The 21,299-nt window shown below is 43.3% G+C and carries 20 protein-coding genes and 2 pseudogenes; 8 read left to right on the top strand and 14 right to left on the bottom strand.

Going from position 1 to position 21,299, the window contains the following annotated elements:
- Window positions 1-71: 71 nt before the first annotated feature.
- The 4 genes from E4T80_RS08180 to metH all read right to left on the bottom strand — a co-directional run bounded on the left by E4T80_RS08180 (window position 72) and on the right by metH (window position 6,043).
- Window positions 72-1,073 (bottom strand): DNA cytosine methyltransferase, encoded by a 1,002-nt coding sequence (locus E4T80_RS08180; protein WP_135057166.1) that lies wholly within the window; start codon window positions 1,071-1,073, stop codon window positions 72-74.
- Between the two features lie 6 nt (window positions 1,074-1,079).
- Entirely contained in the window at window positions 1,080-1,964 is an 885-nt protein-coding gene (locus E4T80_RS08175; RefSeq protein WP_135057163.1) for a hypothetical protein, read from the bottom strand.
- 45 nt (window positions 1,965-2,009) lie between these two features.
- Window positions 2,010-2,216 carry a helix-turn-helix domain-containing protein gene (locus E4T80_RS08170; RefSeq protein ID WP_135057160.1) on the bottom strand — a complete coding sequence of 69 codons (207 nt, stop codon included), beginning with the start codon at window positions 2,214-2,216 and terminating at the stop codon, window positions 2,010-2,012.
- Window positions 2,217-2,356: 140 nt separating this feature from the next.
- Window positions 2,357-6,043 carry a methionine synthase gene (gene metH, locus E4T80_RS08165; RefSeq protein WP_135057157.1) on the bottom strand — a complete coding sequence of 1,229 codons (3,687 nt, stop codon included), beginning with the start codon at window positions 6,041-6,043 and terminating at the stop codon, window positions 2,357-2,359.
- A gap of 353 nt (window positions 6,044-6,396) precedes the next feature.
- On the opposite strand from metH, the gene metF reads away from it, so the two are divergent.
- Entirely contained in the window at window positions 6,397-7,275 is an 879-nt protein-coding gene (metF, locus tag E4T80_RS08160) for a methylenetetrahydrofolate reductase (protein WP_135057154.1), read from the top strand.
- 61 nt (window positions 7,276-7,336) lie between these two features.
- On the opposite strand, the gene trpA is transcribed toward metF, so the two are convergent.
- From trpA to E4T80_RS08125, 7 genes are all read right to left on the bottom strand, one after another.
- Window positions 7,337-8,155 carry a tryptophan synthase subunit alpha gene (gene trpA / locus E4T80_RS08155; protein ID WP_135057151.1) on the bottom strand — a complete coding sequence of 273 codons (819 nt, stop codon included), beginning with the start codon at window positions 8,153-8,155 and terminating at the stop codon, window positions 7,337-7,339.
- Window positions 8,155-9,342, bottom strand: coding sequence for a tryptophan synthase subunit beta (gene trpB / locus E4T80_RS08150; RefSeq protein ID WP_135057148.1), 1,188 nt, complete (start codon window positions 9,340-9,342; stop codon window positions 8,155-8,157). The genes trpA and trpB overlap by 1 nt, the downstream gene beginning before the upstream one ends.
- 675 nt (window positions 9,343-10,017) lie before the next feature.
- Window positions 10,018-11,058 carry a peptide ABC transporter ATP-binding protein gene (locus E4T80_RS08145; RefSeq protein WP_135057143.1) on the bottom strand — a complete coding sequence of 347 codons (1,041 nt, stop codon included), beginning with the start codon at window positions 11,056-11,058 and terminating at the stop codon, window positions 10,018-10,020.
- Between the two features lie 9 nt (window positions 11,059-11,067).
- A complete protein-coding gene (locus E4T80_RS08140) occupies window positions 11,068-11,958 on the bottom strand; it encodes an ABC transporter permease subunit (protein WP_135057140.1) in 891 nt (296 codons plus the stop codon).
- Window positions 11,958-12,917, bottom strand: coding sequence for an ABC transporter permease (locus E4T80_RS08135; protein WP_135057137.1), 960 nt, complete (start codon window positions 12,915-12,917; stop codon window positions 11,958-11,960). The genes E4T80_RS08140 and E4T80_RS08135 overlap by 1 nt, the downstream gene beginning before the upstream one ends.
- An 87-nt stretch (window positions 12,918-13,004) precedes the next feature.
- Complete coding sequence (gene rlmM, locus E4T80_RS08130; RefSeq protein ID WP_135057134.1) at window positions 13,005-14,081, bottom strand: 23S rRNA (cytidine(2498)-2'-O)-methyltransferase RlmM; 1,077 nt, start codon at window positions 14,079-14,081, stop codon at window positions 13,005-13,007.
- The gene (locus tag E4T80_RS08125) at window positions 14,074-14,481 is read right to left on the bottom strand and encodes a DUF423 domain-containing protein (protein ID WP_135057131.1); all 408 of its coding nucleotides are present in this window, start codon (window positions 14,479-14,481) and stop codon (window positions 14,074-14,076) included. Before E4T80_RS08125 ends, rlmM begins: the two co-directional genes overlap by 8 nt.
- 119 nt (window positions 14,482-14,600) lie before the next feature.
- Between E4T80_RS08125 and cas10 the strand changes: the two genes are divergently transcribed.
- Window positions 14,601-15,662 carry a type III-A CRISPR-associated protein Cas10/Csm1 gene (gene cas10, locus E4T80_RS08120; RefSeq protein ID WP_135057128.1) on the top strand — a complete coding sequence of 354 codons (1,062 nt, stop codon included), beginning with the start codon at window positions 14,601-14,603 and terminating at the stop codon, window positions 15,660-15,662.
- Window positions 15,663-15,721: 59 nt separating this feature from the next.
- On the opposite strand, the pseudogene E4T80_RS08115 reads toward cas10, so the two are convergent.
- Window positions 15,722-16,148: pseudogene (locus tag E4T80_RS08115) on the bottom strand (ATP-binding protein); the annotation flags it as partial.
- 135 nt (window positions 16,149-16,283) lie between these two features.
- Window positions 16,284-17,653: pseudogene (gene istA / locus E4T80_RS08110) on the bottom strand (IS21 family transposase).
- 294 nt (window positions 17,654-17,947) lie between these two features.
- Between istA and E4T80_RS08105 the strand changes: the two are divergent.
- The 6 genes from E4T80_RS08105 to E4T80_RS08080 all read left to right on the top strand — a co-directional run bounded on the left by E4T80_RS08105 (window position 17,948) and on the right by E4T80_RS08080 (window position 20,966).
- Complete coding sequence (locus tag E4T80_RS08105; protein WP_228064879.1) at window positions 17,948-18,577, top strand: tail fiber protein; 630 nt, start codon at window positions 17,948-17,950, stop codon at window positions 18,575-18,577.
- A 9-nt stretch (window positions 18,578-18,586) separates the two neighbouring features.
- Window positions 18,587-18,784, top strand: a complete 198-nt coding sequence (locus E4T80_RS08100) for a hypothetical protein (protein WP_135057122.1) — start codon at window positions 18,587-18,589, stop codon at window positions 18,782-18,784.
- On the top strand, window positions 18,784-19,371 hold the full coding sequence (locus tag E4T80_RS13000; RefSeq protein ID WP_194186374.1) for a phage tail protein: 588 nt from the start codon (window positions 18,784-18,786) through the stop codon (window positions 19,369-19,371). The genes E4T80_RS08100 and E4T80_RS13000 overlap by 1 nt, the downstream gene beginning before the upstream one ends.
- Entirely contained in the window at window positions 19,356-19,811 is a 456-nt protein-coding gene (locus E4T80_RS08090; protein WP_135057119.1) for an enoyl-CoA hydratase, read from the top strand. The genes E4T80_RS13000 and E4T80_RS08090 overlap by 16 nt, the downstream gene beginning before the upstream one ends.
- A 147-nt stretch (window positions 19,812-19,958) precedes the next feature.
- Window positions 19,959-20,072: a Com family DNA-binding transcriptional regulator gene (locus E4T80_RS13335; protein ID WP_135057116.1), complete on the top strand. Its 114-nt coding sequence runs from the start codon at window positions 19,959-19,961 to the stop codon at window positions 20,070-20,072.
- A gap of 57 nt (window positions 20,073-20,129) precedes the next feature.
- The gene (locus E4T80_RS08080) at window positions 20,130-20,966 is read left to right on the top strand and encodes a hypothetical protein (RefSeq protein ID WP_135057113.1); all 837 of its coding nucleotides are present in this window, start codon (window positions 20,130-20,132) and stop codon (window positions 20,964-20,966) included.
- Window positions 20,967-21,016: 50 nt separating this feature from the next.
- Here the strand turns inward: E4T80_RS08080 and E4T80_RS08075 are convergent, their stop codons facing one another.
- Window positions 21,017-21,286: a hypothetical protein gene (locus tag E4T80_RS08075; protein WP_135057110.1), complete on the bottom strand. Its 270-nt coding sequence runs from the start codon at window positions 21,284-21,286 to the stop codon at window positions 21,017-21,019.
- Window positions 21,287-21,299: the final 13 nt, after the last annotated feature.

The raw sequence follows: 21,299 nt of genomic DNA, 5'->3' as shown, positions 1-21,299 counted from the left end.
TATGATTTTTATTCATATAAAATACCTGTTTTTAGGTGACTATCCCAAAACAGGCATTTACACAAAGTTTTTTATGGACTCAATTTATCCAACACTTTTTTTATTTCACAAGCAATCTCAAAAGCTAAATTTACAGGCACTGCATTTCCAATCATTTTATAAGCATCATTGGTATTTTGATAGATGAATTTAAAATCATCAGGAAAGCCTTGAATTCGTGCAACCTCTCGAATTGTCATACGGCGATATAAATGTTCCTTACCTGCTACAAATCTATAATCATTAGTGCCAAACTTTTCCATTTTCGGGGCTTGCGGATGTAATTGACATTGTCGACCAGAGGCTTGAACAGTAAACCCTTGTTCATTCCAAGATTTCACACGATTTCTACTCATAAATATTGGCGAAAAGCTACCTGTAAAGTATTCATTGTTATTAACTGCTTTTGGATTAGTTTTATTTAGAGCTAAAGCAGGAATAGCAGAATCTTGCAAATCCCAAATAATATCTTTTAGTGTGATTTTATCTTTATCATTTACTGTCGAACCTATAGGAAATTTAAAATCAATTTCCAAATCCTTTCGGAAACCAATATAAAAGACACGTTTTCTTTCTTGAGCAACGCCGTAATCTTTAGCATTAGCCATTGTTAAAGTAACATTGTAACCACATTCTTCGAACATCTTTAAAATGTTTTGTACGGCTTCTGAATGTCGATTAGCCAGCATTCCGCTAACATTTTCAGCAAGAAAAAATTTAGGCTGCTTACTTTTTAGAATGCGAATATAATCAAAGAAAAGCTGACCTCTTTCATCATTAATTCCGCGTAACGCTCCTGCCTCAGACCAAGACTGGCAGGGTGGTCCTCCTATAATTCCATCAATATGATCAGGAAAATCACTATCTTTAATTTGACGAATATCCCCTTCAATTAAATGTGTTTCAGGGTGGTTGGCTTTAAATGTTGCCCAAATAGTTTGGTCGTATTCATTTGCAACTAGAATTTCAAACCCTGCTTTTTCAAAGCCAAGATCTAACCCCCCGCAACCGCAAAATAAACTAATTATTTTCATTTTTCCTCATTCGTATACATAGTCTTTCATAGCGTTATTTGAATTAATATCATCTGTATTTCTAATATTAAGATGACTCAAACAGTTTTTTAAATTTTCTGCAACTATCTTTCCATTAAAACTCAGTGGGCGATTAAATATAAAATTAGGGGATAGTTTATCCTCTATAATCTTCCATTCAATTTGAACAGCTAATGGACGATCTCCATCAAATTTATTTTCAAAAGTTCTATAATTTAGAGCTTTGCAAGCAAAATATATTTTGGGAGAGGTGTTTACAAAATCATCAATCTCTTCCATCTTATCTAATATCTCTTGTGCTGATAAGAATATGTTGCCTTGAAGTATATAATTAGCAACTCCTGAATTAGGGATAACCTCTCCATTTACTATCGCATTTCTTTTATCGATAGATAAATTGTTTCCTGCATAAATGTCTAATAACTGAGATTTATCTAGGATTAATTCTCCTGACAGTTCTCCATTTGGTTTATTAACTAACTCAAATTTCCAGCCAAGAGTAATTGACCCTTTTGAAGTCCTACCTTTTTGTATTTTATAAATTAATTTTTTACTTAAGAATTTATCTTCAATTCTCATTGTTGAGCTGTGAATGATACTTTCCCAATTTTTCCCAAATAATTGTTCAGCTCTTTCAGATTTTATTTTATTTTCTAAGAAATCAGCGTTGTCTTTTTTATAAGAAATTTTAATTTCTAAAGTTTGATTTTTATTTATAAGTAATAGATAAATATCTGTTTTGGGCTCTCCGCTTGGACAAGTTGGCTTTCCTGCTTTGGAAATTATAAATTTTTTACCCTTAAATAAAACTTCATCATTAATATTGAAAAAATTTTTTACATCTTTTTCTGCTACGCTAAAAGTAGACATTTAAGCACCTCGCTATATTAAATTATATGTTGCTGATAAGCAACATTAAAGATCTTTAAAGAATTCAGAAAAGGATATTTCCAAGCAATTGATAATTTTTTCTAGGCTTTTTATAGTTGGGTTGCGTTTTCCTTGCTCTATACCAGCTAAATAAGTACGATCAATTTCAGCTTTTAAAGCAAATTTTTCTTGGCTTAACCCTTGTAATTTACGTAGCTCTTGTACACGAGACCCAATTTTTTCTAAAATCATATCTAACTCCTTAGTTTTCCTAATTATCGTTTTTGTTGTATATAAAACAACGGACTATAAGTAACAAATAAAAATACCGTTTGGTTTTATTTCCCCAAACGGTATTTTAGATTAACTTTCTATTATGTAAGTTGAGCTAGCTACTTCATCGCCACCCCCAACCACTTCACCATTTCTCTTTCACTCCACCCTTTACGTTGTGCATAATCCACTGCCTGATCTTCATCAATTCTCCCTAACGCAAAATAATTACTTGCAGGGTGGGTGAAATACCAGCCGCAGACGCTGGCAGCAGGCCACATTGCGTAGCTTTCGGTGAGTTTCATTCCGATGCGTTGTTCCACTTCAAGCAAATCCCAGATAATCTGTTTTTCGGTGTGTTCAGGGCAGCTTGGGTAGCCGGGGGCGGGGCGGATACCAATATAATCTTCGCGGATCAAGCGATCGTTTTCAAAGGTTTCTTTACTATATCCCCACACTTTGGTGCGTAACTCAAAATGCAAATATTCCGCCATCGCTTCGGCAAGGCGGTCGCCAACCGCTTGCAGTAAAATAGCGTTGTAGTCGTCCCCTGCCGCTTTGTAGCCTTCGACTAAATCGTGTTCTTCAATGCCTGCGCAGACGGCGAACATTCCGAACCAATCCTGTTTTCCACTCTCTTTACTGGCGATAAAATCGCTCAAACAAAGGTTATACGGGCTTTTGCTGTTTTTGCCCCGCTCGCTTTGTTGGCGGAGATGATAGGCTTTGCCTGCGACTAAAGTGCGGTCAGCATTTTGGTAGATTTCAATATCATCGCCTACGCTGTTAGCAGGGAAAATCCCCATTACACCGCTTGGGTTGAGTTTGCGGTTTTGTTCAAGTTCGTCCAATACTTTCTGTGCATCATTATAAACTTTGCGGGCTTCTTCGCCGCCCTCAGGGTAATCAAAGGCATCGGGATAGCCGCCCATCAAGCCCCATAAGCGGAAAAATGGCGACCAGTCGATAAATTTTCGCAGCGTGGCAATCGGCACATTTTTATATTCAATAACGCCGGTTTGGTTCGGCACGGGGACTTGATAATCCGCCCATTCGCCACTGACCCCGTCAAAACGGTTCGCTCTCGCCTCTTCAATCGGTAACTGTTTACGGGGTGCTTTTTTATTGGCAAACGCCTGTTGAATTTGCTCGTACTCTTTTTTCGTTCTCGCCCATAATTCCGCTTTGGTATCGGGGTTCATTAAGGCAGCACACACGGTTACAGCACGGGAGGCGTTGGTGGTGTAAATCACTTCGTGTTGATATTTCGGGTAAAGTTTAATTGCCGTATGTTCTTTGGAAGTCGTCGCCCCGCCGATAATCACCGGAATATTGAGGTTAAGACGGTTCATTTCGCCCAAAAAATACTCCATTTCATCAAGGGACGGGGTAATTAAGCCGCTCAAGCCGATAATATCCGCTTTTTCGTCAATCGCCGTTTGAATGATTTTATCCGCCGGCACCATCACGCCGAGGTCAATCACCTCAAAATTGTTACATTGCAACACCACACTCACAATATTTTTGCCGATGTCGTGCACATCGCCTTTCACGGTCGCAATCACTACTTTGCCGCTGCTTGAGCCTTTTTGTTTGGTCGCATTGATAAACGGCTCTAAATAGGCGACCGACTGTTTCATTACCCGAGCGGATTTCACCACTTGCGGCAGGAACATTTTGCCGTCCCCGAACAGATCGCCCACCACGTCCATTCCAGCCATTAGCGACCCTTCAATCACCTCCAGCGGCGAACTGAACTGCTGGCGGGCTTCTTCGGTATCTTCAATAATAAAATTGGTGATCCCTTTCACCAAGGCGTGTTTTAAGCGTTCTTCTACCGCCCACGTCCGCCATTCCGCCACGCTGTTATCCTCGTTGCAAGCGGTCTGATTGCGGTATTTTTCTGCAATATCCAACAAGCGTTCGGTCGCATCACTACGGCGGTTTAGCACCGCATCTTCCACTACTTCACGCAATTCCGGATCGAGATCGTCATAAATCGCTAACTGCCCGGCATTGACAATCCCCATATCCATTCCCTGCTTAATGGCGTGATAGAGGAACACGGCGTGAATAGCTTCCCGCATCGGATTATTGCCCCGAAACGAGAACGATACGTTCGACACACCACCGGAAATCTTGGCGTGCGGCAAGGTTTGCTTAATCCTCCCTGTTGCATTGATGAAATCCACACCGTAGTTATTGTGTTCCTCAATCCCCGTGCCAATCGCAAAAATATTCGGGTCGAAAATAATATCTTCCGGCGGAAAACCGACTTGATCGACCAAGATCCGATAAGCGCGGGTACAAATTTCAACCTTACGTTCTTCCGTATCCGCCTGCCCGACTTCATCAAACGCCATTACCACCACAGCCGCACCGTAGCGGCGGACTAATTTGGCTTGTCGGATAAATTTTTCCTCTCCTTCTTTGAGCGAGATGGAGTTCACAATCCCTTTGCCTTGAATGGACTGCAAACCTGCTTCAATCACTTCCCATTTTGACGAGTCGATCATCACCGGCACTTTTGCCGCTTCCGGTTCGGTCGCCATAATGTTGAGAAAACGAGTCATACATTTTTGGCTGTCGAGCAATGCCTCGTCCATATTGACATCAATCACCTGCGCCCCGTTTTCCACTTGATCGATCGCAATTTCAATCGCTTCTGCAAATTTTTCTTCTTTAATCAAGCATTTGAATTTTGCCGAACCGGTAACATTGTTCCGCTCGCCCACATTCACAAAGAGGCTTTCATCATCAATCGTCAGCGGCTCTAAGCCCGACAAACGCATTGCGGTTTTAATGGCGGGTAGTGGGCGAGGTTTTACCCCCGCCATTGCCTGTGCAAAGGCTTTGATATGCTCCGGTGTTGTGCCGCAACAGCCGCCGACAATATTAAGAAAGCCGCTTTGCGCCCACTCTTTGAGCTGTGCCGCCATTTCAGCCGCACCCAAATCGTAACCGCCAAAGGCATTCGGCAAGCCGGCATTCGGGTGTGCCGACACATAACATTCGCAAATTTTCGACAGTTGCTCCATATATTGACGCAGCTCTTTCGGGCCAAGCGCACAGTTCAAGCCAAAACTGATCGGCTTAACGTGGCGGAGTGAGTTATAAAATGCTTCAGTCGTCTGCCCTGACAAGGTACGCCCCGATGCATCGGTGATCGTGCCGGAAATCATAATCGGTAATTCTACGCCCAGTTCTTCAAACACGGTGTCAATGGCAAAGGCAGCCGCTTTCGCATTCAGAGTGTCGAAAATGGTTTCGATCATAATAATATCCGCTCCACCTTCGATCAGCCCTCGTGTCGCCTCGGCATAGGCATCAACAAGTTGCATAAAGGTAATGTTACGAAAACCGGGGTCGTTCACATCGGGAGAAATCGAGGCGGTGCGGTTGGTCGGACCTAAAATCCCTGCCACAAAGCGCGGCTTTTCGGGGGTGCTATATTTATCAGCGGCAAGGCGCGCCAATCTCGCTCCTGCAACATTCAGCTCATAAGCGACCGCTTGCAGATCGTAATCGGCTTGGGCAATAGTGGTCGCACTGAAAGTATTGGTCTCAATAATATCCGCACCTGCCTCAAGGTATTTTTCGTGAATGGCGGAAATCAATAAAGGCTGGGTAAGGGTCAGTAAATCATTATTGCCACGCAAATCAATCAGACTATCGGCAAAACGCTCGCCCCGGAAATCGTCTTCGGTCAGCTTATATTTTTGGATCATCGTCCCTATTGCACCGTCTAAAATTAAAATGCGTTGGGCGAGGGCGTGTTTTAAGGCTGAAGTTGCGTTGCTTGGCATAATCATTTCTCATTCTCTCTTTGTGGAAACCGCATAGTAGGAAGATGCTCTCACGCTGTCAAATGTTATCTTTACAAGCCGGTTTTTTTGCCTACAACCACTCAACACTACCACGACACCAAGCTATGAATTGCAACTCTTATGGTAAAAATTTGCCGAAAACCGACCGCTTGTTCCACAATTTTTAGCGGATTATGAATTTTATTCATACAAAAATGAAAATAATCAAATTGACATTCGCTAACCTTGTCGATAAAGTTTAGCCATCTAAACGGCTAAAGACCGTCTAGTGTGCAAACTAAACATTATACGAATAAGGGCATAAAATGCCCAACACAGAAAAAGGATAGCCTATGAGTTATGCAAAAGAAATTGACCTATTAAATCAAAGCGTTGCCGATTTAAACGGCAATATCAATGTCTCTTTTGAGTTTTTTCCGCCGAAAAATGAAAAAATGGAAAATCTGCTCTGGGACTCTATCCATCGTCTAAAAGTGCTGAAACCAAAGTTTGTCTCCGTAACCTACGGGGCAAATTCAGGCGAGCGGGATCGCACTCACTCCATCGTGAAAACGATTCAACAACAAACGGGCATTATCTCTGCACCGCACTTAACCGGCATTGACGCTACACCGGACGAGTTGCGCCAAATCGCCCAAGATTATTGGGATAGCGGCATTCGTCATATTGTCGCACTAAGAGGAGACGAACCGCCGGGCTATACCAAAAAGCCCTTCTACGCTTCCGATTTGGTCGCCTTATTAAAAGAAGTTGCCGATTTTGATATTTCCGTAGCCGCCTACCCCGAAGTCCACCCCGAAGCCAAATCTGCTCAATCGGATCTGCTCTATTTGAAACAAAAGGTTGATGCGGGTGCAAACCGTGCTATTACCCAATTTTTCTTTGATATTGACAGCTATCTGCGTTTCCGTGATCGCTGCGCCACTGTTGGCATTGATGTGGAAATCGTACCGGGTATTTTGCCGGTATCTAACTTCAAGCAGCTCGAAAACATGGCGAAAATCACCAATGTGAAAATCCCAAGTTGGATGCCGAAAATGTATCAAGGCTTAGAAGAAGACCAAACTACCCGCAACCTTGTTGCCGCCAGCATTGCGATTGATATGGTTAAAGTCTTGTCAAAAGAAGGCGTGAAAGATTTCCACTTCTACACCCTCAACCGCTCCGAACTGACCTACGCCATTTGCCACACGCTGGGTGTTCGTCCGTAATAAAAAGGATGCCTTAGGCATCCTTAATTTTGCAAAAAAACCACCCATTCCAACCGCTTGCCTAGTGCGTATCAAGATAGGTGGCTTGCTTCATTATTCGGGTAAATTCGGCTAGTTCGGTTAAGAGCTGTGGTTGATTGTGGCAGTGCTTTTCAATAATTTTGACAATTGCCGAGCCGGAAATTGCGCCGTCTGCGCCTGTTTTTAGAGCCTGTTTCACTTGCTCCGGTGAGGCGATGCCGAAGCCTTGTAAAATCGGCGCGGCGTTGGCTTGGCGTAGTGCGGCGATTAGGTGATCAAGGTTAGTGGCATAAGCCTGATTTTCGGCACTGGTAACGCCTGCCCGTGAAACGAGGTAGGTATAACCCTGCGTTTGTGCGGCAATTGCGTTTATTGTGTGTTGATCGGCATTCGGCGGGCAAATAAACACAGGTGCAATACCGTATTTTTGAGCGTATTGCGTAAATTCTTGGGCAAAATCCAGCGGCACATCGGCAATCAGTACCGCATCGACTCCCACGCTTTGACAGTGCCGATAAAAAGTCTCAATCCCCGCTACAAACACCAAATTCGCACAGAGTAGCAGGCTAATGGGAATTATTGGGTATTTTTGGCGGATTTTAGCTAATAGCTCAAAACACGCCGCCGTGCTAAACCCTGCGTCCAATGCCCGTTTATTTGCAGCTTGGATAACCGGGCCGTCCAATAGCGGATCGGAAAACGGAAAACCCAGTTCTAACGCATCTGCCCCATTGTTCACTAAGGTTTGAATAATCTCAAACGAGCGATCAAAATCCGGATCGCACAAGGTAACAAAGGGTACAAACGCCCCTTGATTTTGGCGTTTTAGGGTTGAAAAGAGGTTATCAAAGCGGTTCATTATTGACCTCCGTTTAAGATTTTATCTACGGTAAAAATATCTTTATCGCCCCGTCCGGATAAATTAACCACTAAAAGTTGTGTTTTCTGCGGATCTTGCGCAATATATTTCAACGCATAAGCTAAAGCGTGGGCAGACTCTAACGCCGGAATAATCCCTTCGTGGCGGGCGAGTGCTTGAAAGGCATCAAGTGCCTCTTGGTCGGTAATCGATACATATTCCGCCCGCCCTATTGCATTCAAATGGGCGTGCTGCGGGCCAACGGAAGGGAAATCCAAGCCGGCGGAAATGGAGTAGGACTCTTCAATCTGTCCGTCTTTGTCCTGCATAATCGGGGCTTTCATTCCAAAATAAATGCCGACCGTGCCGTGCTTGAGCGGTGCGCCGTGTTCCCCCGTTTCAATCCCTTTGCCTGCCGGTTCGACACCAATCAAACGTACGTTCGGTTCATCAATAAAATCGGCAAACATACCGATTGCATTGGAGCCACCGCCAACTGCTGCAATCACCGCATCGGGCAAGCGCCCTTCCCTGTCTAATATCTGGCGTTTGGTTTCCTCACCGATCATTTTTTGAAATTCACGCACAATGGTCGGGAACGGGTATGGGCCTGCTGCTGTGCCGAGTAGATAGTGTGTGGTTTCATAATTTGCCGCCCAATCCCGCATTGCTTCGCAGCAGGCATCTTTTAATGAGCAAGAGCTTTTTTCTACTGCGATGACTTCTGCGCCCATTAGCCGCATTCTAAACACATTCGGCGATTGACGTTCGACATCTTTCGCCCCCATATAAATCACACAAGGTATATCTAACATCGCACAGGCTAAGGCAGTAGCAACCCCGTGTTGCCCCGCCCCCGTTTCGGCAATAATGCGGGTTTTTCCCATTCGTTTGGCGAGCAGAATTTGCCCTAAGACTTGATTGGTTTTATGCGCACCGCCGTGAAGTAAATCTTCCCGCTTCAAATATAGTTTGGTGTTTGTGCCTTTCGTTAAATTTCGACATAAGGTTAAAGCGGTCGGGCGACCGGCATAATTTTTGAGTAGATCGGTAAATTTGGTGTGAAATTGGGGATCGTTTTGTGCTTCAATAAACGCCTGCTCTAGCTGTTTGAGTACCGGCACGAGAATTTCCGGCACATACATTCCGCCAAATTCACCAAAATAGGGATTTAATTGTGTTGTCATATCACTTCCTCACGCTTGAAAACGATTCAATCATACTACTAAACTAGTATAAAATCAAAAACATTTCTACAGAAAATGGAGAGGTTTTAAAACGACCTCAATCTGATTTTAAGCATCGTTTACGAAACTACCTGTTTTACATTTATTTTGTTGCTCAAACTTATCCATTAGAGCCTGAATTTCACGCTGATTACGTTCCCTTAAACGCCCGACTGCGCAAAGTGATACTTTGGTGGTAAGTGCGTATCGGCACAGTCAGCGGATTAAACCTGTAGGGACGCAATGCTTGCGTCCGTTTAAGAAAATCTCAATATTATGTAGCAGTTGCACAAAGTTGTTTTTTGTTCGCTTGTAGGGACACACTGCGTGTATCCTTTATAAAAATCAAATTATTTTAATAGATTAAACCCTGGACACACGCAGTGTGTCCCTACATTCTGTTAAAATGTCTATTTTTGTGCATTTACTACATAATACTGGAAAATCTTGGAATTATGCAATTTTATGACGGACGCCAGCGTGGCGTCCCTACATTCAGATGGGTTTTACGGACTTTTGCACAAGTTTAAATGATTGGATTATGCAAAATATGTCGTTAAATAATGAAAATATTTTGTGAGCGTACGGCATTTTGCATATTTTGGGAATTATCTCACCGCTTGCATCTGTTTTAGACTAAAGTTCACCCTTTTCGTCCACTCTGACAGGCGTAAAATCTTGTCTACGCAAAAGGCTCTGCTCACGGAAATTGGGTGGGAAATGGCAGGCAAATTCGTGTTGCTTAACCTTTCGTAAGCTTGGTTTAATGACACACTTTTTCTGGGCAAACGGGCAGCGAGGCCCAAGCCGACAGCCCATCGGCATATTTTGCAACATCGGTACTGAGCCTTTTAAGGTGTTAAGTCGCCCTTTGAAAGGCAATGGTTTGGAGAAATCCGGCACGCTATGTAGCAATACCGAGGTATAGGGGTGATAGGGGGTTTCCATTATGGTCTCTTTTCGACCGATTTCAACCGTTTGACCGCAATATAGCACATTAAAAGCGTCCACCCATTTGTGAATACTCAAAATATCATTGCTGACTAACAGAATAGAAGTACCTAAATTCTTATTCATACTGGCAAGTAGGCGGTAAATTTGCAGTTGAGTGGTTGCCTCCATTGTATTGGTCGGTTCGTCCGCCACCAGCAAGCGGGGCTGATTGGCAACCGCCATTGCTATCATCACTTTTTGAGCCTCCCCTTCAGTAATTTCCGTTGGGTAGCTCTGCATAATATCTTGGTGATCTTTAATCCCTACACGGTGCAGCAGCTCAATCGCTTTTTTCTTTTTCCAGCCCCAATATGTCCACCATTTTCCTTTAAAACGGATGGTTTGGATAAGTTGTTTGCCGATTTTTTCACTGGGGTCGAGGCAAGAGAGCGGATCTTGGAAAATCATTGAAATGGAATTGCCCACTAATTTCCGCCGCTGATATGGGGAAAGTTTAAGTAACTCAATATCGTTAAACCGAAAGCGATCGGCAGTGATAATCCAATCCTCTTTCACCAGCCCGCAAATCACTTTGGCGATCAGGCTTTTGCCCGATCCCGACTCACCGACTAAGCCACAAATTTCGCCCTTATCCAAGGTTAAATTGATATTATCCACCATTCTGACCCGCCCCTGTGGGGTGTTAATATCAATACATAAATGGCGGATATCCAACAATGCCATAATAGCCCCTTAACTTCGATATTTTTCCAGCACCCGAACCAAGCCGTTACCCAGCATTGTTACCACTAAGATCACCAGTATAATTGCCATTCCCGGTAAAATGACTGTCCACGGGGCAATGTAAATCAGCTCCATTGAATCCCTAATCATCGCTCCCCATTCGGGTGTCGGGCTTTTTGCCCCAAGGGAAATAAAGCTCAACGCACTCATATCCAACATCGCAATCATAAAAATATGTGTCAGCTCTTTAATCGCAACCGTAGTCAGATTGGGCAAAATCACCTGGCTAATCAGATCCCGCTTTTTCGCACCGTCCAATCGCAACGTAATCACATATTCCCGTTTTAACTCTTGCTGGGTAGTATGGTAGATTTTATGGATAAAATGGGGTAACAACGCTAAGAAAATCGCCAACATCGCATTAGTCAGGCTGGCGTCCATTAGAGTGGCAATAATGATGGCAATCAGCAAAATCGGGGTAAATAAAAAGGTATCGAACAGATGACTTAACATAAACAGCGATCGGCTTTTTTTTAAGCCCGCCAGCACACCTATCGCACCGCCCAATAGGGCGATGAGTAAGGTAATCAGCAACGCCGAGCCGACCGTATAATAAAAGCCCGCTAAAATTCGGCTGAAAATGTCCCGCCCAAGATCGTCCGTGCCGAAAAAGTAATGAATTGTGCCGTTATCACTCCAAGAAGGCGGCAACAATTCCGAACCGATAAACTGATTGTCCGCACCGTAAGGAGCAAGCCAATGACCTAATAACACCAAGATAAGCAAGGCGATGAATAAATAGACACCGATCAACGCCGACACATCTCGCCGCAATTCAGCCCAAAATTGCCGAAAATAAGCCGATTCCCGAAATTGTTCCGGATCTTTATCATTAAACATTATTTTGCGTACCAATCTTTCTTTTGTGAAGGATCAAGCAATATAGCCAGCCCGTTTGCCAATACATCAATAAACAACACGAACAACCCGATTGCCATTACACCGGCAGAAATCGCATTATAATCTTGAATCGCTAAGGCGTGAATCATCCAACGCCCGATACCGCCCCAACTCACCACATTTTCAATCAACATTCCAAAAGCAAAAATCAAAGTGATATTGCGTGCGATCATCGGAATCATTGGCGGCAAAGTATTGCGTAAAATATGCGTTCGCCAAATTTTGAACGGCGACCATCCTCTCGTGCGGGCGACTTTCACATAATTTTGTTTTAGCACATACGCTGCTCGTTGTTGGGTAATGCGCATTATTTCAAGGGTCGCCGGAATAGCAAGAATTAGAGTCGGCAAGGCTAAATGTTGCAATGCACTCTGCATCATTTTTAATTGATAGGGAGAGTCGGCAAGCAAAATATCAAACAACTTCACGCCGGTAATCGTCGGCACATCATAAATCGGGTGCAACTCGCCCACAGCAGCAATTTCCCAATGATTAAGCGAAGCATAAGCCAAAAGCACAATCGCCAGCCAAAACACTGGTACGGCTAAACTGAGCGAACCAAGCGTAGTTAAAAGGGTATTCAGTACTTTATTTTGCTGCACCGCCCCAATAAAGCCCAGCGGAATCCCTAGCACTAACGACAACACAGAGGCGGATAAACACAGGGAAATCGTGGCAGGAAAGACATTTAAAATTTGCTTGGCTAAAGGTTCACCTGTGTGATAACTGATGCCCCACTGCCCCTGCAATAAATTTTGCACATAGCTAACGTAGCCGACCACACGGTTTTCCGCCACCGCATTGATCGGGTCTCGCAATAAAATGCAATAACTGATAACCGATAAAATCAATAATGTAATGAACGTCAGCAAACATTTGCGAATGAGTGCAACCAACATTGTTATATCCCTTTAAGTAAGAAAGCCCATCTTATTGATGAGCTTAAACCGCCATAAAATCTAACACTTTACAGCCACGATTGCAAATTACCGTAGCTGAATATGCACGGTGATCTCTTCCCGATCGTGATATAGATGCTTTGCTTGCAGCTGATAAGCCAAGCCTGCTTTTGCCAAGCTCTCCTCAATCAACTCGAAACAGTATTTCACTTCTTGATAGCGTTTTTTCATCGGCAGTTTTAAATTGAAAATCGTCTCCCGACACCAACCGCTTGTCAGCCATTTAATCATCAACTTACTAATCCGCTGCGGCTGCTCTACCATATCGCACACTAACCAATCAATTTGCTTACGCTTAGGCGGTTGGAATTTAAAACCGTCCTCCGCACAATGTTCAATTCGACCGGTTTCGTGCAAGCTGGCTGCCATTTTACCGTGATCGACGGCATACACAAACAGCCCCCGCTTCACCAGTTGATAAGTCCAACCGCCCGGACAAGCACCCAGATCAACCCCGATCATCTGCGCATTTAAACGCTTTTTTTCCTCCGATTTTGGTATAAAGCTCAAAATCGCCTCTTCCAATTTCAAGGTTGAGCGGCTCGGTGCTTGAGCCGGAAATTTTAAGCGAGGAATCCCCATAAAATCAGCCGAACTGTTGGCAATATAAGCATAACCGACGTAACATTGCCCTGATCCGACAAAGAAAATATGCAGACGGATCGCATTTTTATCCCGTTCAGACGCCGCCAACCAACCCGATTTTTTCAAGGCTGCCCGTAACGGCACTGTAAATTTGCGACAAAACGTCAATAACGATTTTGCTTCATTGGTATCCGGCGTTTCCACCCACACATCACAACTTTTCAGCGGGTTAAGAGCTTGATAACGTGCTACGATCGGGCTAATGCGATCAGCTGTCGGTAACTCCCGAAACATATCACCAACCACAATCATCTGACGCACAAAAATAAGCTGGGATAACGGCAATTCTCTCGCCAAACGATCTGCTTCACCGGCTTGATAACAGTCAAACAGTACCCAACCGCTATTTTCCGTTAATTGTGCAAAGCCAAAAATACCACGTTGTGCGGCTTTTTCGGTGATTTCCGCCGCCACTTCCTTTTCAAAGCCGGCACGACAATATAAAACTAATTTATTCATTTTCCGTTTGCTTTCTTACACTCACATAAATCAACGCTGACCAGCCGACTAAATATACACAGCCTCCTATTGGCGTTACCCAAACAAAACTGTGGCTTGCACCGAGTGCCAATCCATACAAACTGCCGCTGAATAACACAATCCCTAACAGCCAACTTCCTCCGATAATATTCAAAGCTCTATAACGACAAGCGGGCGGTTGCGCGCCTTTATTTGCAATCTCAAATAAACCTATCCCCAACAGTGCAAGGGTATGAAACATCTGATATTTCAACCCCTTATCAATCCAAATCAACTCAACGGCAGTTAATGTTTTCTCCAATGCGTGTGCTGTAAACGCCCCAAATGCCACACAGAAAAAACCGCTCACTGCCGCCCAAAATAGCCATTTGTTTTTCATTTTAGATCCTTTAATAAAAAATAGTGATTATACCCCTTTACAAACTTGTAATTCACAGCTATATAGCTCGGTTATGATATACTCCAATTATTAAAAAATACAGAGAGGAATTATACAGTATGTCTTCATTACTTTCTGCATCTTGTCGAGTTGCTTTTTCTGCATTGATACACGATCTAGGTAAATTTGCTGAAAGAGCGAAATTACCAATTCTCAAAGAAACACTAGATGCTCATAAAACCTTGTATTGCCCTTATAATCAAAAAATGGGCTACCATTCTCACATTCACGCTGCCTATACAGGCTATGCTCTCGATCAAATAGAAAGCTATCTTCCCGATATTATCAAGCATAAAACCTATCCGTTTGTTTCAAAGCAGGAAGGACAAAGTTTAACGATTACAGACTCCCTGATCAATGCTGCGGCTGCTCACCATAAACCAGAGACATTTTTACAGTGGATTATTGCTACCGCCGACAGAGTTGCCTCTGGTTTTGAGAGAGATAAGTTTGAAGAATATAATCGACAGGAAGAAAATAAAAATCACTACCAATCTCGCTTATTGACACTTTTTGAACAAATTAATCTATCTACAGCTAAGCAAGGTAACTATTCATTAGATTATGCTTATAATTTAATCCCTTTGAGTGCCGAAAGTAGCTTTCCTCAGCCACGGCGTATTATTGAACCAACTAATAATGAATTTGCTCAACAAACTTATTTAAAATTGTGGGGACTGTTTACACAAGGTATTGCCCAAATCCCTCATTCACATAAATATAAATGGGATCTATGGCTTGACCACTTTGATACTTTATATCAATGCTTTACTAGCTGTATTCCTTCAGCAACCTTTGGGGTAAAACCCGATATTTCTCTCTACGATCACAGCAAAACTACAGCAGCATTAGCCACTGCTCTTTGGCGCTGGCACGAGGAGCATCAATTAACAGGTCAGGAGCAAATTTCACAACTCAGAGATCGGGAACGTAGTTGGAATGAGAAGAAATTCTTACTCATTCAAGGGGATTTCTTTGGTATTCAAGATTTCATTTTTTCTAGTGGGAATGATAATAATAAACGGGCTGCAAAATTGTTACGAGGTCGCTCATTCCAAGTTTCATTATTTACCGAATTAGCAGCATTAAAACTATTACAAGCTTTTTTTGTATGTCAATGATCTTCCAAAATTAAACCACAAAGATCATCCAAAAGTGATCCACTTATGATGGCACTAAATTAATTACGGTGCCTAAAACGGTAAGATTCGTTGCCCGTTTCTAATATATGATAATTGTAAATCAACCTGTCTAATAGTGCATTTGTCATTTTTGCTTCCGTAAATAAAGTCCCCCACTCCGAAAACTCAAGGTTTGTGGTAATAATCACACTCGTATGTTCGTGAAGTTGACTCATCAGATGAAACAACAAGGCTCCCCCTTTTTGACTAAACGGTAAATAAGCCTGGCTCATCTAAAATAATAACATCCTGACGCATCATTTGATGAACAAGCTTAAATTGTTTCGTTTGACTATCGAGCTCCAACTGATTCACTAAATCCAATACATTCCAAAAGCGGACTTTATAGCCTTGCTCTGCCGCTTGTAGCCCTAGTGCGGTTGCTAGATGAGTTTTTCCTGTCCCCGGTCCACCTACTAAAATAATATATCGAGTGTGGGTCGTTTACGTCGGATACCTTCAATCACAATATCATCAAATTCTGCGGCCATTGTAGGCAATTTAAGTGGTTGGAGTCATTCAATATAATCTTGTCTTTCCATTATCATATCCCTAGGGCAATTATTTTAGTGAAGGGAAAGTTGTATTTCTGCGGTAGTGAAGAAGTTGGTCAAATTGACTGAGATTTGCCTGAGGCGGGCGGGTAAGAGCAATATGCCGGCTCTCGATTTTGGGGACAGTCGGTTCAGTCAGCCTTAAAATAATATTCAGAACAGCCTCTACCGTCGGCAATCCTTGCTCTAAAGCCAATTCTGCAGCCGTCACACCAATCTCTTCACCAAAGTCAGCAATTAAACTCAGTAACTTCACCATGGCTTTATCTCCTCGAGGTTGTTTGAGTAAATGGTGTTGGAGGGTTTTAATTGCTTCAGGGAGTGCCCAACCTTGAAAGGGTTCACCATGTCGTAATGCACCTGGTTTTTGCTTTAAGGCAGAGAGGTAATGAAGGGGGTTATAACTCGTTCCCCCTTTTGTAAATTGTCGAGGATGTTGGGCAACAATTTGGTTCTGATAAGTGAGAATAATCTCCTGTGCCCTAATTTGGGCTACGACTTCTTTCCCACATAAATGACAAGGCACGCTATATCGGTGAGAATCAAACAAAATGAGTCCGGCGGTATTGACGAGTAGTCGGGCTGTCCGGTAGCCCAAATCAGGTTGGAATAAGGACAATCTTTCCCGTTCTTTATCTAAACGTTGATCGACAGTCTGCTGTTTATCTTCAATCCAGGGTTGGATTTGAATCTGCTTTGTACACCAATGACTTAAATAATCATTGAGCTCGTCTAGGGAAGAGAATGCAAGCAACGGGTTAAAAAGCCGTTTGCGTAAGGTTTGAACTTGGCGTTCAACTTGTCCTTTTTCCCAACCAGAGGCTGGGGTACAGGCAATAGGCTCAATAAGGAAAGGGTTCATCATAGCCAAAAATCCTTCATTAAATGCCCGCTCTTTGCCAGATTTTATCTGTTTGACAATGGTTTTAGGATTATCATAAATCCCCCGAGACGGCACCCCACCAAAATAATCAAAAGCGTGATTATGTGCATCAATCAGCATTTCGAGTGTTTGTCTCAAGTAAGCACGTACATAATAGGCTCGGGAATGGCAAAGTCTAAAATGGGCAATACTGATTTTGGTTTCCACCCCATTTAGCACGACTTTCTCAAAACGCCAGTCAAATTGGTAGGATTCTCCTAGAGGGAATTTTTGAGGAATGGAATAAAGACGGTTTTCATGGTTGGTAAATAAGTTGCTTTATAGTGTTTAGGATATTGCCCTTCAAATCCAAGGCTTTTTAGGTACTCAAAAGTATTGAGATACTTTTTGACAGTACAACGACTAAGACGAAGTTTTTCAGCGATTTGGCGCTGAGAGAGTCCATCTTTATGATAAAGACGGCGAATTTTTAAGAGAGTTTCCATGCAAAGCATACCAGGTTATTCCCTGTTGAAATAACAAGGCGTTTACCAAAAGACGCAGTGGATCACTTTTGGATGATCTTCCTACGTCTGCCTGATACATTTTTGCAGGATCATTAACTGTGCAATATCAAGGGTTAAGTTACAAATCATTGCGTAACAACAAAAACAAGCAACCAAACGAAGCTAACTCTGCGGATTGGCAACGATGGGGCTTTACACTCACTGAAATTACCAGAGCGACATTACAACAAGCAGGTCACCCAACTCACCAATGACACGGGTCTAGACAGCGAAAGCCTGGCTTTGACCGCAAAAGCCGGTAAACACATTAGTCAGCAAGTCGCTCAACTACAGCAGAATATCGCCAATAATTACATTCAAAACAGCAAAAAATCCTCCGCTATCAATAGCAGTTCTGGCGACACAGTCGCCACCTCTGCTGCAGTCAAAACCGCTTACGATAAAGCGACAAATGCGGAGAATAATGCAAACGGTCGTGTATCCAAAGCCGGTGATACGATGACCGGCGGATTGAGTATTAACCATGCAACCGGTGCAGGCGGTTTGGCCGGACAATATACTACCAATGCACCGTTTTTTGCGGATGTCGGTAATGCACAAGGGCGTAATAACTATTACCCGTATATCAAAGGTCGCGTATCAAATGGTGATGGCTGGGGAACGGCATTATCATTCGGGTATGTTACCCCGACAAACCGTAATCAATTCGGACAAGGGGTTATTCACTTAATCGAAGATAACGGTATAAGCAAAGAATGGACATTTGAGCATAGTGGAGAGCTTAGGTCGCCGGGAGATGTGATTACCGGGCAAGGTCGTTCTCTAAATCAAATGAAAGAGGTGGCTGTGCTTGCCGGTGAGGTGAATCACGACGGTTGGATTCCGCTACCGGACGGGTTTAGTGAAGCATAGTGCCGTTGGATGGTCTCTATTCGTGATGATAACCCAACAAATCGAGGCTGGGATATTGAAGAACATCTCACATCAACCCACTATCGTTTTCAGTGCTATACCAATGGGCGTCAAGTCATTGCAAGAACCTGGCAAAGCGGACATGGCAGTGCTGGTTCTACGTGGATTCCGGCAAAGGCAAATTACATCATTATCGGGGTGAAATAATGTTCTATATTTTTAATTCAGAGGGTAAAAATACCGCTTGTTGTGATATGCAACCTAACCTTGCCGATTTAGCAAGCCGCAGTGAGCAAGCGATTGAGTTCAATCAAAATTTTGAAGGTGAGCCGGTATTAGTCGAGGGGGAAATTGTGATTATTCCACCTGCCCCCAGCGAGTTTCATCACTGGGACGGTAAAACGTGGCTTATCGATGAAAAACAACAAAAGAAAATGTTCAATGAGGAGAAAGCCCGCCTACTTCGCAAAATTTCCGACCAAACCGACCGCTTGAAAGCGCAATATTTGCAAGGCTATTCCCAAGCGGAAATCGACAGTTTTTACCGACAGGAACGGGAAGCACGGGGCGAGCTACCGCTGATGTTGCTCACTGAATTATTTGAAGGCAGAAACGACCTAGCAAGCATCGAGCAACTGAAAGAAAAAGTCATCGAAAAAGCCGACTTGTTTGCGATTATTATGGGCAAAACCTTTGCGATTAAGCAGGGGTTTGAAGTGTGTATCGAGCAAGCGACAACAATGGAAACACTGGATAAAATCAACAGGGAGATTGAACAATGGCAATCTATTTAGCCCTCTACAAAGGCAAGGGCGATTGGGTGGACAGGCTTGTCCGCTTTTTCACCAAAGGCAAATATAGCCATTGTGAAATCGCGATTGAACGCCACCAATTCCAAAGCGGCGACTACTACCCAATTATCAGCTATGAGTGCTACTCGGCAAGCCCACGGGATAACGGCGTGCGTTGCAAGAAAATCAACCTAACCGACCGCTTGACGTGGGAGTTAATTGAGTTAGAGGGCATCACCGAGAGCCAAATCAAAGCCTATTTTGAACGTACCAAAGGCAAACAATACGACCTCTGGGGGGCAATTGGCGTGGTGCTGGGCTTTAAGCAAAAGCGGGATAAATTTTTCTGTTCGGAATGGTGCTTCAACGCCCTCCGCAACAGCGACCAAGGCTGGCGTTTTAGCCCGAATCAGTTGGCGATCATCTTCGGAGGCAGGCAATGATGTAGAAAAATATAGCGACAAGGGTGTGCGGGAACACAATCCCTTGTCGGCTCAACGCACAGACACTGCATTGAACGGCTGCTATACCCCGAAAAGTCTCACGAGGCGGCAGCATAGTATCAGAACCGATAAAAAGGATCGATAACAATGCAACAAAACCAATTCAGATGCCGTTGTTGTAACAAACTTCTGGCGAAAGGTTCAGCGATTTTGATTGAAATCAAATGCGGTCGCTGTAAAACGATCAACACATTTCACTAACAAATCAGAGTGTCGGAGCGTCTTGAACGCCGGAATGCCATAATAGAGGACACGATTATGGCAACATTTAAACAAGCCCCTTTACCCTTTGTCGGGCAAAAACGGCAATTTCTCAAACATTTTGAAGCGGTACTGGATAAAAATATCGAAGGTAACGGCGAAGACTGGACGATAATTGATGTGTTCGGCGGGAGCGGTTTACTTTCACATACGGCAAAGCGTAAAAAGCCGTTGGCACGGGTGATTTACAATGATTTTGACGGTTACACCAAACGCCTGAAACACATCAAAGACATAAATCGACTTCGCCAAGAAATCTATCAAACTATTGCGGATATTGTACCCAAAAGCAAGCGGTTAAACAAGGATTTAAAAGCTGAAATCATCAATAAAATCAACGGCTTTAGCGGTTATAAAGACTTAAATTGTTTGACACGTTGGTTGCTATTTAGTGGTGAGCAAGTGAGTAGTCTTGATGAATTATTTAAAGAGGATTTTTGGCATTGCGTGCGTAAAAGCGACTACCCCGAAGCCGACGGTTACTTAGACGGCGTAGAAGTCGTTAGCGAATCTTTTCATCAATTACTCCCTCAATACCAAAGCCAAGAAAAGACGTTGTTTGTGCTTGACCCGCCTTATCTTTGTTCTCGTCAAGAAAGCTATAAGCAGGCACACTATTTTGGTTTGATTGACTTCTTACGTCTCATTCACCTAACCCGTTCGCCGTATATCTTCTTCAGCTCAACCAAATCGGAGTTTATCCGCTTTATTGACGCAATGATCGAAGATAAATGGCAGAATTGGCAGGCTTTTGAAAAGTACAATCGGATGACGCTACAAACAAGCGTCTGCTATTCGAGCAAATACGAAGATAATTTGGTGTATAAATTTTAATGAAAATGCCCTTTAAGTGAAGTTTAAAGGGCATTTAAAGTAAAAGATCTTTATGCTTCGTTGTTTAATTCGGAAAGTAAACAGTAAAACGGTGGGGCGAAAGGGGCAAGTGTCGAAGTGAATTTAACGACACTGTCTTTGCGGTTATCGTCAATAAATCGAATGTCCAAGAAGGCAATATTATAGACAAAGGTGGTGCCGCGTCCGTTTGGTAGAGAGTACTGCGTGCCGTCGGTGATAAAATCAGCTTGTTCTTTTACGGCAATCAGAGCTAATTCCTGCATCATTTCCTGTTCTGTCCGCATTGTGAAAGTCGTCATTGGATGGTTTCCT

This window comes from Muribacter muris (genome assembly GCF_004569585.1).
In the GTDB taxonomy this organism is placed as follows: Bacteria; Pseudomonadota; Gammaproteobacteria; order Enterobacterales; family Pasteurellaceae; genus Muribacter; species Muribacter muris.
The sequence above is the reverse complement of the archived record's forward strand: the minus strand, read 5'-3'. Positions and strand labels throughout refer to the sequence as shown.